Here is a 14,445-nt window from a genome sequence, read left to right as displayed (position 1 = left end):
GACCAATATGCCCAACGTCAGATTAACAAAATCAAGTGTCGATCGCCTTTCAGCTACAAACCGGGACACGATATATTGGGACGACGGTCTGCCGGGTTTTGGACTTCGCGTGAAAACGACCGGCGTCAAAAGCTTCTTAGTTCAATATCGCAACAAACAAACCGGTCGGTCGAAACGCAAGACACTTGGGCGATATGGGCCGACCTTGTCTTTGGGCACCGCCCGCGAAATAGCACGCGCGCTTCTTGCTGACGTGGTACGTGGCGCAGATCCTGTCGCCGATGCTCAAAGCCTAAGGCATTCACCAACGGTGAACTCACTTGCCACGCAATACATGACCGAACATGCGGAACCGAAGAAACGTCCCGGTAGCGTTCGGAATGATCGGTCAATGCTGGACAGATACATTCTCCCCAAGCTTGGGGATCTTAAAGTCATTGAAGTGACGCATCAGCATGTTCAGAAGCTTCACAATCAAATGCGTGATACGCCCTATCAAGCCAATCGCACTCTGGCGCTTATGTCGAAAATGTTTGAACTGTCTGTGCGCTGGGGTCAGCGTTCTGACAATCCGGCGCGCGGCATAGAAAAGTTCCCCGAGGAAAAGCGGGACCGCTGGTTGTCAGACGGTGAGCTGCAAAGACTTTTGGTGGCTCTGTCAGAGCATCCAAATCAGGTTGCAGCGAACGCTATTCGCCTGCAGCTCCTGACAGGCGCACGGATCGGCGAAGTGCTGAAGGCAAAATGGGAAGACTTCGATTTGGACCGCGCGGTCTGGACAAAGCCGTCGCACCACACAAAGCAAAAGCGACGAGAGCACCTGCCGATTTCGTCAGCAACCTGTGATTTGCTTGCGGCAATGAAAGCAGGGGCATCTCCTGAAAGTCGTTGGTTGTTTCCGGGACGCTCTCCGGACCAACCGTACAAAGATCTGAAGAAATTTTGGAGCTCGGTCACTACATCAGCAGGCCTTCAAGACTACCGTATCCACGACAATCGGCATACGCATGCGTCGCATCTCGTTTCCAGCGGTCTGAGTCTGCCTATAGTTGGTCGATTGCTTGGACACACGAACCCGTCTACCACGCAACGCTACGCGCATCTCGCAGATGACCCGTTGCGGCAGGCAGCGGATGTGATGGGTAAGAAGGTCAGCGGTGGCAGTTCCTGAAACCTGAGAATTTCCTGTGCTGAAGACACGCGAGCGGCAATTAGACTGCAGCTGTCGGCACAGTGTCGATGTTTGGGACGGAAGGGAATGGACGGAGATCTAAGATGTCCAAATCTCTACTTCCCGTTGTCACAACGCGTCGTCCGCCTTGGAACAAAGGCAGACTAGTCGGACAGAAGCGGCCATTGCAGTCAAAGCAAGTCTGGGCCATTCGCGCTCGGCTCGAACTTGCAAACAAGCTGAGAGACCTGGCATTGTTCAATCTTGCCATCGATAGCAAGTTGCGCGGGTGCGATCTCGTCCGCCTGAGGGTTAACGATCTCGCCGTCGGCAATTCTGTTCGCGATCGGGTATCCGTTGTTCAACGTAAAACTGCGAAGCCAGTGCAATTTGAAGTGACGGAGAATACACGTGAAGTCGTGTCGCAATGGGTCTCTTCTCAATATATGCATGGACAACGGTATCTGTTTCCAAGTCGTATGCATGCTTTGCCGCATCTTTCGACCCGGCAATACGCTAGGCTTGTCCGGGAATGGGTGTCAGCGATTGGTCTCGATCCGACCAGCTACGGCACGCATTCGCTTAGGCGCACCAAAGCGGCATTGATATACAGAAAGACCGGAAACCTACGTGCCGTTCAACTTCTGCTCGGTCACAGCAAAGTGGACAGTACGGTGCGTTACCTTGGCGTCGAGCTTGAAGACGCGCTTAGTATTGCCGAACGCATCGATCTTTAACCTTTTAGGCGGGCGGGATCGTCCGCTCGCCGCTCCCAAGCAGACTTTCGGAATCTCCCGTTAATCTTCCGCTTCGAGCCCAAAGCGGAAGTTCACTCGCCTAAGGTGAAAAGAGTGGTTTTGGACGATTTTGCATTAGCCTAGTCCCAAGTAGAAGAGATAAACATCCAGACGCCAATCCCATTGCGAGGGCATTGGCAACGAATACTCCGCCAAACAGGGATATCGCTGTTCTTCCCGCCTGTTCGATAGATGTGTCTGCTACGATAGATATCCATTCTTGAAGGTATAGTGTGAACAGGACCGATAGCCCCACAGGCGAAATTATTAGCGCTGCGCCGAGAGAGGTCAATCCTCGGCCGAAGACGGCCCGAAGCGTTGATCCTTTCAGTACTATTGCGGCTGTGGAAGCAAAAACGACAAGCGCAGAGAGCAGGACGAGTAACATGTCCACAATGGGGGACAGGTCTTTCGTGACAGTTCCTGTAAGGGCTGAGGTGAAGGGCATCAGAACGAAGGTCGCAAGCCCTGCAGCAAGGAGACCAGTTAGCAACTTTGGCAACATGCCAGACGAGCGGCTAGCGCCACGTTTCTTTTGCTTAGGTGGAGCGGGCAGAGCCGGATCGATCTGATCCCACTGCAAGGACATTGATTTTGGACGAGAGAGCATCATAGCCCCTTTGAATTGTTAGATATGAGACGACCCAGCAAGCCGCGTGTTATTGGGAATCTGGTAAGCTGGAACGGGGTTTCTTTCGGCTCTTGGACTAATGTTTGCGCGAGTTGGACATGCCGACGCGCGCATTGGTATCTTCGCCATTTCAGGTGATGAGCAACCTGATCACGTAAGCGACAGTCCCCAGGCAAAAGACGCTGCCGAACCAGATCGCGCTGAACCAGAAAACTTGCTTTAACAGTTTCAATGGTAGCTCTCCTCTGGATCGACCTTTCCGCGGAAAACCCAATACGTGTAGGCGGTGTAGGCCAGGATTATGGGCAACAGAACGACGGCTCCGACCAGAGCAAAGGCCAAACTGCTGTCCGGCGCGGCGGCTTCAGCAATCGAGAGGCTTGGAGGTAGCATATAGGGATAGAAACTGATCCCAATGCCAATGAAGCAGACGACGAACAAGACAATCGCGCAGAAGAAGGGTTGATAGTCTCGCTGTTCCCTCAGGCTGCGATCAAGCATCCAAGCAATGAGAGCAACAACAGCCGGCACACACACAGCGAAAACAATACCTGGCCACGAAAACCATCTGATCAGGTAGATTGGATCTTGGAACGGGGTCAAAAGACTAACGAGGCCAATCAACCCGAGCGTCATGAGCATCAGTGGACGTGCATAGGAACGCATCTGGTGCTGTATTCCGCCCGTTGTTTTCATATTGAGCCAGGTCGCGCCCAGCAAGGCATACCCGATCACCAAGGCCACACCCGTCAAGACAGAGAACGGCGTCAGCCAATCCCACTGTCCACCTGCGTACAGCCGATCCTCGACAGGGATACCCTGAACCAGAGCGCCAAGCGCGATGCCTTGGCAGAGGGCGGCTACGGTTGACCCCCCATGAAACGCAACATCCCACAGCCAGCGCCCGCGCACGGTTCGCCAGCGGTATTCGAAGGCAACACCGCGGAAGACAAGCGCAAGAAGCATCACGATAGCGGGCAAATAGATAGCGGGCATCACCACGGAATAAGCCATCGGGAAAACAGCAAACAACCCTCCGCCGCCCATGACCAGCCAGGTCTCGTTCCCGTCCCATACAGGCGTGACCGAGTTCATCATGACATCGCGATCTTTGTCGGTTTTCGCGAATGGGAAGAGGATTCCAATTCCAAGATCGAACCCGTCCAAGATCACATAAGTCAGAACAGCAAAGGCGATGATACCTGCCCAGATTGTCGAAAGTTCAAGCATTACGCTGCCTCCGCCAAAGTAGAGATTTCAATGGGTTTGTGACTTTGCTGGAAACCTTCGACAGGTGGTTTTCCTATGAGGCGCAGCATGTAGAACGTGCCTGCTCCGAAAACCGCGAAATATACGACGATGAAGGCTATCAGAGATGCGGCAACTGTAGGTGCATCCACTTGTGAGAGTGAGTCCGATGTCCGCATCAGCCCATACACCGTGTAGGGTTGGCGCCCCACTTCGGTGGTGACCCAACCGGCCAGCACCGCCACAAACCCACTGGGTGCCAAAAGAACGGATGTCTGGTGCAACCAACGATCTTCGTTGAGGCGGCCGCGAACCCGTTGAACAAGCGACCACAAGCCAACGCTCAGCATGGCAAAGCCAATAGCGAGCATGACGCGAAAGCTATAAAAGACGATCGCAACCGGGGGTTCTTCGTCGTCAGGAATAGTGTCCAGCCCGTCAAGCGGCGCTTTGGGATCATGTTTCAGGATCAGCGATGATAGTCTCGGGATTTCGATGGCATAGTCCACGCGCTTTTCATCTTCGTTTGGAATACCGAACAGGATCAGCGGCGCACCTTCGGGATGGCTGTCAAAGTGACCCTCCATCGCCATTACTTTCTGCGGCTGATGCTCCAGCGTGTTCAAACCATGAAGGTCGCCCGCGACGATCTGCAGAGGGGTAACCAGAACGGCCAACCACATTGCCATCGAGAACATTCGGGTGACCTCCGCCGTGCGATTGCGGCGTAGCAGGTGCCAGGCCGCAACCCCGGCTACCACAAAAGCAGTGGTGAGATAGGCGGCAAGAACCATGTGTGTCAGGCGGTAGGGAAAAGACGGATTGAAGACAATCGACCACCAGTCGACGGGAATGAACTGCCCCAGTTCGTTGATGTCGAACCCGGCCGGGGTCTGCATCCAGGAATTGACCGACAAGATCCACGTAGCCGAAATCAGAGTGCCGAGGGCGACCATCGCCGTGGCCATCATGTGTAAACCGGGACCGACGCGTTCACGACCAAAGAGCATGATGCCGAGGAACCCAGCTTCGAGAAAGAAGGCCGTCATGACCTCGTAGGCCATCAAGGGTCCGATTACGGGACCTGCGGTGTCCGAGAATACGCTCCAGTTCGTGCCGAACTGGTAGGACATAACGATGCCAGAGACGACACCCATGGCAAAGCCTACGGCGAAAATCTTTTTCCAGTAGTTGAAAAGGTTGAGGTAGACCTTGTCCTTGCGCCATAGCCAGAGGCCATTGAGAAAGGCCAAGAAGCTTGCCAAGCCAATGGAAAAGGCCGGGAAGATGATATGAAACGACACAGTAAAGGCAAACTGGATGCGTGCCAGGGTCTCTGCGTCGAAGTTTGTCAACAGGTTCATTGCCGTGTCCTTTGGCATTGGGTTGCAAAGTGCGGCAGTGAACAGAAGTACCTAGACTGCCGACTCGTCGATGTCATTCAGGTGAGCCAGACTTGGGTTGGTGCCGGTTTCAGTTCGTTTGGGTTCTGGACGGTTGTTTTTGGGTTTTGGACAAAACCGGGGGCGAGATTGGCGACTGAAGTTCGGAACCGCTGCTTCCGCAAACGTGCGACATTTGAGGGTCCAAAACAAAGTTGCCACCCGGCTCGTTTCTCGAGCCGAATGGCAACCTATCAGAAACTGTGCGAGTTCTGTGCGGGATGGTCAGTCAAACTGCGTCTGGATGCTAGCAGCGCATGCTGACCAGTCAGGTCTGTTCGGCTGTGTTTCTCCTATTTCTGTTTCGTTGGCGGTCGAGCTTCAGTCTTTCCAGTCTCTGCGGTCTTCTTTGAAATCGTCACGGCGCTCTTGTGCTTCGTCCCGCGCATCTTCGAAATTGTCCTTCTGGATCGCGCCGCCAACGGCGCCAACCGCAGCACCGGCTGCCGCGCCACCTACGATGCTTTCACCGGCAATACCGGCCACGGTGGCGCCGACAACTGCGCCTTTGATGGCTTTGTCGGTGACGTAATCAGCTTGAGCTGAGGCCGCCATGGTGATCAGAAGCGCGCCTGAGATCGGAGCGATAAAGAGTTTTTTCGAGGTCTTCATAGGGTTCATCCTTGTTCTGGGTTAGCAACTACTGCGGCTGCTGTGTGCCAGTGAACTAGGTGACCCTATGGCACGCTTTCTTTTGGAAGCGGGACAAGGTTTTGTGGATATTGGACATCTTTCGACCCCCGGCGCCAGTCCCTCTAGCGGCCAGCTTTTCGGAATCTGGCAGGCGTTTCACCTGTCCAGCGCTTGAACGCCACCGAAAAGGCGGCCTGATCCGCAAATCCAAGCATGAAGGCTACGCGGGCAACACCTTCACCGCTACGCAGCATGCGTTTGGACAGGTCGCACAGCACACCTTCCAGAAGAGCCTTAAAGCTTGTTCCCTCGGCAGACAGGTGCCGGGTCATGGTGCGTCGCGTCAAGCCAAGCTCTCCGGCTATATCGTCGCCGTTTGGTATCGGCCCAGGAAGACGCTCCCCGAGCATGTCCATAATGCGGTCGGACAGACTGCGGACGGCACCGGGTTGAGCCTTCAGCTGTTCTTCCCCGTGCCGACGCAAATGCCCCAACAACGTGGGGTCCGCAGTCGGGATCCGAAAACTCATGCCGTTTGGGGGCAGGGCCAGGGCATATCCGGCTTTGAGCCCTTCGACGGGACAGCCAGCAAGTTCGGCCAACTTCTTGCAATGCTCGGTATCGTCCGTTTCCAGTTCAATCGAGATCGGGGCAAGCCCACCCGAGGTGATCTGTTTGACGCGTTTATAAAGGCCGAAGATCAGCATTTCGCGGTGGCGCGGGTATTGATGTGCTGGGATCACATTGCTTTCCAGCGTAATCCTTGGCTCACCAGGTGCTCCTACGACGTCCAGGCGCAGGTCGGGGTCTTGCATTGCATAAAAGCGCTGCGTCAAAGCCAGCGCGTCTTCCACCGTTTCGGCCGCCCGCACGATGTAAGCCAGAAGGGTACCAGGACCCTGTGCCGACAGCCCCACGCGAGCTGCAAAGGTTTTGTCTTCCAGAACCCGGCACGCAGTTTCGACTGTACCCGCCTCATGAAGCAGCTCGACGGTGGCGTCTGGGCTGCTGCCGATATCAACGGGCACCCCAGCCATCTCCAAGACCTCAGGAAACGGAATGCGCGCTCCGGGTTCTTGCGAATAACGCAGCCCAACGTTTTGCAGTCTGTAAGCGCTGATGCGTGGCATTCTTACGTCCTCCCCTGACTTGCACGCAACTCCCTGCAGTTACTGGAATTGTCCAGAAGCCAATAACAAATGTCCAGAACCCTCAGGATCGCAGGCGCGATGACGGTTAGGTCCCGGTCATCGGAAAGGAAACGACCATGATCTACTTCGCAAGGTACTACCGCGTACTGAAGGCAATCCAAAATTCCGCCAAGCAAGAGTGGTCCGGGGGAAATATCCACGGTCTACACAGTGCGCCACTTGGCGAGAAAACACCGAACGGACGTCGTTGGGATCCACCCTACGCCCCGCAGGAACAGCCCTCAGAAACCACACAACAACCAACCGAGAATTGACGTTCTCAAGACACTTGAAACCTACACGCGCAGCTTGGCTGCGCAACAAAAGGACCTGAAACATGAAACCACCCGCGTTCCTGATGGCGCCCTTAGTTGGCGTCATTTCAACTCCGGCCTTTGCCGCTGGTGGCGATCCCAGATGGTGGGTCGCGCCCAATCAAACCGACACCTATGCATGGGTCGGCTTGGTCGTTCTCGCCCTTGCGATCCTGCTGGTCGTTCACCTCTATGCGCGCTTTGAACGTTACACCGAACACAAATCAATCGGCACTCCGCTGCGTACAACTATTCCGACGATGCTTACAGTAGCTTTGGCGTATGAGCTGATGCCGGCCCTCAGCCACTTCAGCAATCTACTGCCGGGCGCCCTAATCCTGACCGCAATCGCCCGCGACTTTATGTTGTGGTGGCGCCCGTCGAATGAGGAGTTGGTGAAATGATCGAACTGCTCGTCACATCCTTTCCGTTTGTACTGCGCGTGATCTATCTGAAGTGGCGCGGGCTACCGGTCACTCTGTACAACGTTCACCGAGCGCTTTTCATGTGGTTCGTCCTGGCACTGATCGTGTTCTTCGCAGTTTTCTACTACTACCCCAAATCTTACACTGGTCTTGTGCCATTCAGAACTGTTCCGGTCGTTGCCGAGAACGGTGGAACAGTAACAGATATCTACGTAAAGGGCGGTGATCGTGTAGAACCGGGCGATCCGCTGTTTGCAGTCGAGAATGCGTCGGAACAAGCAGCAGTAGATTTTGCAACCAGTAAAGTTGAGGAGATAGAAAGCGCGAAACTGGCAGCTGAATTGCAGGTCCAAACTGCTCAGGCCGTGGTGGATGCCGCAGTTACCGCCAGAGAACAGGCTGAGCTGGTGCTGATGGATCACGAGGCACTTCAAGCAAAGGGCTCTGCAGCATTTCAAGTGAGCCAGTTGGAACGCGCCCAAGCTACCTTGAGCACTCGGGAAGCAGAGGTTGAGGCTGCGGAAACGCAACTTGGTGTGGCTCAGGTGCAGGCGACTGCCGTTTTTCCGGCCCAGCTTGCATCAGCACGCGCGTCGCTGAAGCAGGCCCAGGTCGAGCTGTCCAAGACTTTGACACACAGCACTGTCGACGGCGTTGTTGAACAAGTCACCCTGAATGTCGGTTCGCGCGCAGCGCAAGCAGCGATGAGCCCCGCAATGCTGATTGTACCGGATCGGAAAGATGCAGAGAAAGGACGCATCGTTGCTGGTTTCTCGCAGGTTTCTCGCACCGAACTGTACGAGGGAATGGCCGCAGAGGTGGCGTGCGAAAGCAACTTCAACATCTCGATGCGCAATACCGTTCTTCCTGCAAGGATCGTACGTATTCAGGAGCAGATTTCTTCCGGTCAGCTAGCGCCTAGCGGTCGCCTGATTGAGCCCAGTGAAAAGGCGAAACGGGGTCAGATCGTTGTGCATCTCGATCTGGTGCACCCAGAGCACCGCGAACTTTTGGTTCCAGGTAGCGGTTGCATTGTACAATCCTACACCACCAATTTTGAAGGCGAAATGGAAGGAACACTTGTCGCCCACGGGATTCAGGCCATGGGTATCATCAAGGCGGTCGGTCTACGGGTTAAAGCTTGGTTCGGTCTGACTTCGGGTATCGGCTTGATCGGTGGTGGTCACGCCTGACTTTCCAACTCCATCCATTTTCAAAAATTGGGGCTCCCAACAAATGTTGGGAGCCGTTTCGACAATTTGCAGACAGATCGCACGTCAAATAAATGCGAGTTATGTGACGGCTTGGCTTAATGCAGGTCGCCTAAATCTTAGCGGAGACTAGTCTGCAATGTGCTGTGTGAATCTATCGGCTGCTTTGACTGCAAAGTAGACTTTGAGCAGAATTCACTGACTGACCGGTATAAGCCCAATCTGTCTTATGCTACGGAACAGCCGAATGTGCGCTTTTCTCCCAGGCGGCCATCACGGCACGCGCCATCGCAATGACCTTAAGCCAGCGTGGAGTAAACCTCGGCAACTCGCTGAAAGGTCCAGAAGAAGGCGATAGCCGCGCATCCACCGGCTAAGCCCACTCGTAGGGACATCCACAAACTGGAGTTCACGCGTCGACACATTATCAAGGCAGGCCAGAGCGCAAGAATAATGGCGACCTGGCCAAGCTCGACGCCAAGATTGAATGCAAGCAAGCTCTGCCAGATGTTTGGGGATGCAACCTGCAAAATCTTGTGCAACACAAAGCTAAACCCAAGCCCGTGCAAGAGGCCAATCAGCGTTGTCAGAAGCACCATCGTGACCTCAGAGCGCGCGCTGTCCTTAAAACTCATAAACGCTGCGACGGCAGCAAAAATGATAGATAGCGCGATCCCGGTTTCTACGGCAGGAACAAACCACGCGCCCGATGGTATAAACCCGAAAAACCCCAGCGACAGCGTTACGCTATGCCCAACGGTAAAACCGGTTGCACGCAGCAATAGCGCCCTGAGGGTCTGCGCTCCAATGACCAAACACACAACAAACAAAACATGATCCAACCCTTCGAGGATATGTCGTATGCCTTCCCAGACGAAGCTGAGGAATCCTCCATACCCCTTCTTCTGAATCACCAATGGTTCAGTCATCAGACCCCGAGATCGGAAAATCTGAGGTGTGTCTGACGCGTAGTCGAGAATAAGGTTGGCCGTTTGGTCCTGATCCGGCAAGCCGGGGTCTAGCACGCTAGCAATGCTGTACGATTGCACCGGGCCGATAGTGTCATAATACAGGACAAGATCAACAATCGTGTCACCTACATAAAGCGGTGGCGCTAAGGCCGTTTCGGTGTCTACTGCCAGTTGAGCCTCGGCCAAAGTTGCAAATCCGGGCTCATTTCCAACGCGATGCAAGCGAACGGACTTAACAGTTCCTCTTAAGCGCTGATTGTCGACCAACAGATGCAACCCACCTTCAGCGAATTGCCCCAGCCCATTAGGTTCGCTCATGACAGCCTGCAAGTCGACAAAGTGGACCAACTGATCGTCGCTCATGGCATTAGTCGTGAATGGTGCAGCTTTCGGCAAGGCATCACCATTCTGATCACCGACCTTGTCTGCAACCAGATAAGGCATAGGCGTACGGATGTAGACACGCAGACCATCTTCGGAATGCTCGACATGGGAAATTCGAACGTTGAGGTTAAGCAGAAAATGGGCCGAGGCTGACGGCGTCAGTAACAAAAACACACCGACAAACAGAGCTCCGAAAGCAAAAAACTTTGGCCTTAAACACCTATGCATTTGGATCGCGAGCCTCGATTACAGTCAATCCATCCAGCTTCCATTGCCCTGACTCAGGTATCACCTCGGCCAGCACCCGAAACGTAACGGCGCGCATATGGGCGTGCCCCCAATGACCGCCTTGGGCTTTCACTGTCCATTTGGCCAGAGTGCTAAATCCACCCGGTTTGAGGGTCGGGTCAACGCGCTCTAAACTCAGGTCTCTTATATCAGTAACCGTAGCAAGACTGCCACCTGGCGTTCGGATTGCGAGGCCACGTTCTACCTCTGTTGCGATGTCGCCAAGAGATGCTGCCGTTACAATGTGGGCCAGCTCTGCCTTTCTTGCTGCCGGCGAAGTTTCCAGCGTCACCGTGGTCAAGTTTTCGACCATCAAGCGCAGTATGTCTTCCGCAACCTGCTGCTCAGGGGGCTCTGGCTTATTCCAGAGTAATTCCGGCAAATATCCCGAAAATACAAACGTTGCCGAAGCAGCGGCAATCATAGTCACGCAACTGGCACGCTTTGCAACTTTGCCCTTGCACAGCAGGAAAAAGCCAAGTGAGGCGGCACTGATCATCCCGGAGATCAAAGTCATTGCCGGGTTCTGCCGTGTCTGATGCTCAACTGGAATCTGAGTAACAGATGCTCTTTCGTATTTGAGCAAGTGGTTCTGCCAATGAAACTGAGGGTCTGCTGGTGTCAAAGCTCCAAAGAATGGCCCGGCGATATCGTTTGAAATGGTCGCAACGCGGGAAATTTCCTCGTCAAACATATCCCATGTGACCGTCACCTGATCGGGAAGGTCCGACGAAGAGAAAGACAGGATGGCTCCGATAAACGCATTGTTCACGGACACTTGCTTTCCGGGCTGGACAACCTGAAAACCCTGCGATGTGAGCTCCAAGAGTTTTGCTGTAGCGTTTGACGGTTGCACTAATTTGCCATCAATTGACACCGGGTTACGAGAAGCCAAAAAGGACGCCGCCCAGTTTTCGATCAAGGCGCTACGCTGTGGTGAAAGCGTTTGCCCCACTTCGAAAGTTTCACCAATCCAAGGCGCCAGTTCACGCAAGCGGATCAGCGTTTCATGCCGAACTTCACGAGGTTCGATGTAAAGAAAGGTGGACGTCCCGTCCTGAGCTTTTCGATTCAGGCTTTCAGCAGAAAAGCGGCTATCCCACGGATCAGGCCAGTGAATCTTTAACTCTGCCGGCTTTGACAAAAAACTGAAATCCGTGACCGGAACCTCACGGTCAAAAACCTGCATCCCAATAGTCACCAGCGGTTCTCCATCCCGCGATGGAGGCACTATAGTCAGCTCCTTGGGAACTGAGTTTTGAAACGGAAAGAACAGTTCGACGAAGAGAACACGCGAATCTTTTGGCGGGCTGGGAACTATTTGACCCGAGAATGGATCGCGCTGACCTGCAAGCGGCGAGGCCCTATCTTTGCGCGTTCGGTATTCTATCTTTCTGATTTCAGCGTTTAGGGTCCGTTCGTCGCTCCCAACAATCGAAAGCGCACGGCTTTCGGCTTGCGCATAACCTTGATTGGTTTCTTGTTCAGCCTCCGGCTCACCCCCGACGAAATCTGATGACCATCCTATTGGCAACATATCCGCAAACAACGGAATATCTTCGACATAGATCTCAAGGTCGACGTAGACGGCATCATCTTTGACATGAAAGACAGCAATATTGGGGGCAACTTCTGACCCGTTTGTCAGAACGACATCCGCCAAAACGACCTGTGCACCTGAGGCCATCAGGCTCAGCGTCAGGAATACTCGGTACAGATACTGCCAGATCGGAATTTTGTTCACCCCTGAAGGTTAGTTATCCGGCATTGGCGGTGGCGTGTAACCCTCCCATTTTCCCGCGTTGACTTTGTCGGACGGCTCTTTTTCTTTTGAACGCGGGGCATTGATGTACTCATCGCTCACAGCGGGTGGCAACGCATAGTCATCAACACTCGCTTCCCGAACAACGATCTGGTCCTTGGTCACGTTGATAACCTGTAGATCTAGCGCGAGCGTCAGAGGCCCATCGTAAGTCGAACGGACGCCTTCCAAAATCGCCTGATAATTTTCTGGTGAAAGAACAGAGTGATATCCGAGGGCCATACGCGGCTCGACCGCAGACATGACTTTGCCAAAGGCCGCAGGTTCGGTATGAACGCGCGTAGCTACATACGTCGCCTGTTTCATGTCCCAGCCAAAATACGGGGCCAAAGCATCAGGTGGAAGAAACGCCTCGTGAGAAGCGATGTCCGCACCTTTGGCATATTCTACATACCATTTGTTTGGGTAAGTATCTCCGCCAAAGACGTATTTCAGTCCATTCCATTCCAGAGAATAACTTACCGAGCCATCTAAGCTGTGGATAGCAGGCCAAGACCGGATCGTGACGTCGTTCTCCTGAAAAACGATCTCGTTTTCCTGCATGTAATCGAATTCAGTGACTTCAAGCTTGGCGCCGTCATCCGGCAGCGCGCCCGTTCGCGTGGCCAAGTCCCAGGCGTAAGCTTTGGACATGCCATCAACATAGGCTTTAGTGCCCAGTTCATCTTCTGATCCGGACGGGCCGAAGATGCGGAGCGGGGTATATCTGCCTGAAAGCCACCCCCCAACGTGGAGGCCCATGAAATCTCCAACGTGGTCGACATGCAAATGGCTGAAGAAGACCTTGTCGATTTTTGCAAAATCCGGTCGCAACGAAAACAAGTTTCCAGTTGCACCCGTGCCCACGTCAAACAGGAAAACGTCTCCATTCCCCAGTTCAACATAAAACGAAATCGAAACGGCTGCCTTGGTTTGGTTAGGCATACCCGTCCCCAATGCCGTGATACGCATTTCATCCTCGCCGAGGATTTCAGTGTTAGGAAAGTAAGACGCGGGATATACACCGTTTTCGATTTCAGTGGCACTCCGACCCGTCGGCAAGGCGTTTTGGGCCGTGGCAGTGCCAGCCAGTGTCACGCCTAATGCCATCAATGTACCGGCTGCGGTTTTCATTAAGTTATTCATTGATCCCCCCTTCAAAGCGAAGCCTCGTAAGAGAACACGAAACCGTGAGTCTCTCGTTCACCATAGACATCTCTACGGTAAGTCCATAAACTGCTCTATGTCAAATAAAGAATGCTGTAATCTGAATGTCAGAATCTATCACTCGCAACTCACCAAAAAACGCCGCGACCAAAGAAGACTGGATATTGCTAGCGTACAACGTACTCAATGAGGGCGGCGTTTCCGCAATAAAGGTCGTGCCATTGGCAAAGCGACTGAACCTGACAAGCGGCAGCTTTTACTGGCATTTCAAGAACGTCCGTGAGCTTTTGGATGAGGTTCTCAGATATTGGGAGCAGGAACTGACTGACAAAGTGATCGCACAGGCAAAGACATTTGGCGGTCCCCCGGAAGACCGCATTCTTCTTCTTATGAAAAAGGTCATAGAAGAGAACGCCGCCTTGCCAGATCACGCTGTCTCAGTGTGGGCGAATACCGATGAGAAAGTAAGAGAGGCGTATCAAAGAACCATCGGCAAACGATTCCAGTTCGCCGCCTGGATGTTTGAACAGGCCGGGTTTTCGAAAGAAGAGGCGAAAGCGCGTGGAAGATTGATGGTTACTTCGCTGATGGGTGACTCCTCGACCGGTCTGAAAGCGCGAGGCGATTGGGAAAAGGTTATAGAGCGGGAACATGCAATTCTTGTCGGAAAGAAGAAGATAGAATAAAAGTATTGTCCGGCATTGTGAGTTTGCTCGAAACGGACCGCCAGTTTCAAATTGCACTGTAGGAAGATCACACGCAACAATGCCAG

At 53.6% G+C, this 14,445-nt stretch carries 13 protein-coding genes; 5 read left to right on the top strand and 8 right to left on the bottom strand.

Going from position 1 to position 14,445, the window contains the following annotated elements; translation table 11 throughout:
- The first annotated feature begins 7 nt into the window (after nucleotides 1–7).
- Both ACR3EQ_RS13865 and ACR3EQ_RS13860 read left to right on the top strand, forming a co-directional pair.
- A complete protein-coding gene (locus ACR3EQ_RS13865; RefSeq protein WP_480490953.1) occupies nucleotides 8–1,171 on the top strand; it encodes a tyrosine-type recombinase/integrase in 1,164 nt (387 codons plus the stop codon).
- 104 nt (nucleotides 1,172–1,275) lie between these two features.
- Nucleotides 1,276–1,908, top strand: coding sequence for a tyrosine-type recombinase/integrase (locus tag ACR3EQ_RS13860; protein WP_170682752.1), 633 nt, complete (start codon nucleotides 1,276–1,278; stop codon nucleotides 1,906–1,908).
- 821 nt (nucleotides 1,909–2,729) lie between these two features.
- Here ACR3EQ_RS13860 and ACR3EQ_RS13855 read toward each other — a convergent pair.
- The 5 genes from ACR3EQ_RS13855 to ACR3EQ_RS13835 form a co-directional block, all read right to left on the bottom strand.
- On the bottom strand, nucleotides 2,730–2,831 hold the full coding sequence (locus ACR3EQ_RS13855; protein WP_480490951.1) for a DUF2474 family protein: 102 nt from the start codon (nucleotides 2,829–2,831) through the stop codon (nucleotides 2,730–2,732).
- Nucleotides 2,828–3,829: a cytochrome d ubiquinol oxidase subunit II gene (gene cydB / locus ACR3EQ_RS13850; protein WP_480490949.1), complete on the bottom strand. Its 1,002-nt coding sequence runs from the start codon at nucleotides 3,827–3,829 to the stop codon at nucleotides 2,828–2,830. The genes ACR3EQ_RS13855 and cydB overlap by 4 nt, the downstream gene beginning before the upstream one ends.
- Nucleotides 3,829–5,211 carry a cytochrome ubiquinol oxidase subunit I gene (locus ACR3EQ_RS13845; RefSeq protein WP_480490947.1) on the bottom strand — a complete coding sequence of 461 codons (1,383 nt, stop codon included), beginning with the start codon at nucleotides 5,209–5,211 and terminating at the stop codon, nucleotides 3,829–3,831. Before ACR3EQ_RS13845 ends, cydB begins: the two co-directional genes overlap by 1 nt.
- Nucleotides 5,212–5,610: 399 nt before the next feature.
- Complete coding sequence (locus tag ACR3EQ_RS13840; RefSeq protein WP_170613852.1) at nucleotides 5,611–5,901, bottom strand: hypothetical protein; 291 nt, start codon at nucleotides 5,899–5,901, stop codon at nucleotides 5,611–5,613.
- A gap of 143 nt (nucleotides 5,902–6,044) precedes the next feature.
- Nucleotides 6,045–7,052 (bottom strand): AraC family transcriptional regulator, encoded by a 1,008-nt coding sequence (locus ACR3EQ_RS13835; RefSeq protein WP_170613853.1) that lies wholly within the window; start codon nucleotides 7,050–7,052, stop codon nucleotides 6,045–6,047.
- A gap of 397 nt (nucleotides 7,053–7,449) precedes the next feature.
- Between ACR3EQ_RS13835 and ACR3EQ_RS13830 the strand changes: the two genes are divergently transcribed.
- Together ACR3EQ_RS13830 and ACR3EQ_RS13825 are read left to right on the top strand one after the other, a co-directional pair.
- On the top strand, nucleotides 7,450–7,830 hold the full coding sequence (locus tag ACR3EQ_RS13830; RefSeq protein WP_170613811.1) for a hypothetical protein: 381 nt from the start codon (nucleotides 7,450–7,452) through the stop codon (nucleotides 7,828–7,830).
- On the top strand, nucleotides 7,827–9,044 hold the full coding sequence (locus ACR3EQ_RS13825) for an HlyD family secretion protein (RefSeq protein ID WP_170613854.1): 1,218 nt from the start codon (nucleotides 7,827–7,829) through the stop codon (nucleotides 9,042–9,044). Before ACR3EQ_RS13830 ends, ACR3EQ_RS13825 begins: the two co-directional genes overlap by 4 nt.
- A 317-nt stretch (nucleotides 9,045–9,361) precedes the next feature.
- On the opposite strand, the gene ACR3EQ_RS13820 is transcribed toward ACR3EQ_RS13825, so the two are convergent.
- The 3 genes from ACR3EQ_RS13820 to gntH all read right to left on the bottom strand — a co-directional run bounded on the left by ACR3EQ_RS13820 (nucleotide 9,362) and on the right by gntH (nucleotide 13,640).
- Nucleotides 9,362–10,477, bottom strand: a complete 1,116-nt coding sequence (locus ACR3EQ_RS13820; RefSeq protein ID WP_480490945.1) for a HupE/UreJ family protein — start codon at nucleotides 10,475–10,477, stop codon at nucleotides 9,362–9,364.
- A gap of 160 nt (nucleotides 10,478–10,637) precedes the next feature.
- Nucleotides 10,638–12,449, bottom strand: a complete 1,812-nt coding sequence (locus tag ACR3EQ_RS13815; RefSeq protein ID WP_480490943.1) for a hypothetical protein — start codon at nucleotides 12,447–12,449, stop codon at nucleotides 10,638–10,640.
- A 9-nt stretch (nucleotides 12,450–12,458) separates the two neighbouring features.
- Entirely contained in the window at nucleotides 12,459–13,640 is a 1,182-nt protein-coding gene (gene gntH, locus ACR3EQ_RS13810) for a guanitoxin biosynthesis MBL fold metallo-hydrolase GntH (RefSeq protein ID WP_480490942.1), read from the bottom strand.
- Between the two features lie 137 nt (nucleotides 13,641–13,777).
- On the opposite strand from gntH, the gene ACR3EQ_RS13805 reads away from it, so the two are divergent.
- Nucleotides 13,778–14,359: a TetR/AcrR family transcriptional regulator gene (locus ACR3EQ_RS13805; protein WP_480490940.1), complete on the top strand. Its 582-nt coding sequence runs from the start codon at nucleotides 13,778–13,780 to the stop codon at nucleotides 14,357–14,359.
- Nucleotides 14,360–14,445 lie beyond the last annotated feature (86 nt).

This window comes from Ruegeria sp. AN11, from assembly GCF_056536005.1.
This window is presented reverse-complemented; position numbering and strand designations above follow the sequence as displayed.

Bases quoted from the DNA above. Each gene is read 5' to 3' on its own strand.
- ACR3EQ_RS13865 (WP_480490953.1), top strand. From the start codon at position 8: ATGCCCAACGTCAGATTAACAAAATCAAGTGTCGATCGCCTTTCAGCT.
- ACR3EQ_RS13860 (WP_170682752.1), top strand. From the start codon at position 1,276: ATGTCCAAATCTCTACTTCCCGTTGTCACAACGCGTCGTCCGCCTTGG.
- cydB (WP_480490949.1), bottom strand. From the start codon at position 3,829: ATGCTTGAACTTTCGACAATCTGGGCAGGTATCATCGCCTTTGCTGTT.
- ACR3EQ_RS13845 (WP_480490947.1), bottom strand. From the start codon at position 5,211: ATGAACCTGTTGACAAACTTCGACGCAGAGACCCTGGCACGCATCCAG.
- ACR3EQ_RS13840 (WP_170613852.1), bottom strand. From the start codon at position 5,901: ATGAAGACCTCGAAAAAACTCTTTATCGCTCCGATCTCAGGCGCGCTT.
- ACR3EQ_RS13835 (WP_170613853.1), bottom strand. From the start codon at position 7,052: ATGCCACGCATCAGCGCTTACAGACTGCAAAACGTTGGGCTGCGTTAT.
- ACR3EQ_RS13830 (WP_170613811.1), top strand. From the start codon at position 7,450: ATGAAACCACCCGCGTTCCTGATGGCGCCCTTAGTTGGCGTCATTTCA.
- ACR3EQ_RS13825 (WP_170613854.1), top strand. From the start codon at position 7,827: ATGATCGAACTGCTCGTCACATCCTTTCCGTTTGTACTGCGCGTGATC.
- ACR3EQ_RS13820 (WP_480490945.1), bottom strand. From the start codon at position 10,477: ATGCCTTATCTGGTTGCAGACAAGGTCGGTGATCAGAATGGTGATGCC.
- gntH (WP_480490942.1), bottom strand. From the start codon at position 13,640: ATGAAAACCGCAGCCGGTACATTGATGGCATTAGGCGTGACACTGGCT.
- ACR3EQ_RS13805 (WP_480490940.1), top strand. From the start codon at position 13,778: ATGTCAGAATCTATCACTCGCAACTCACCAAAAAACGCCGCGACCAAA.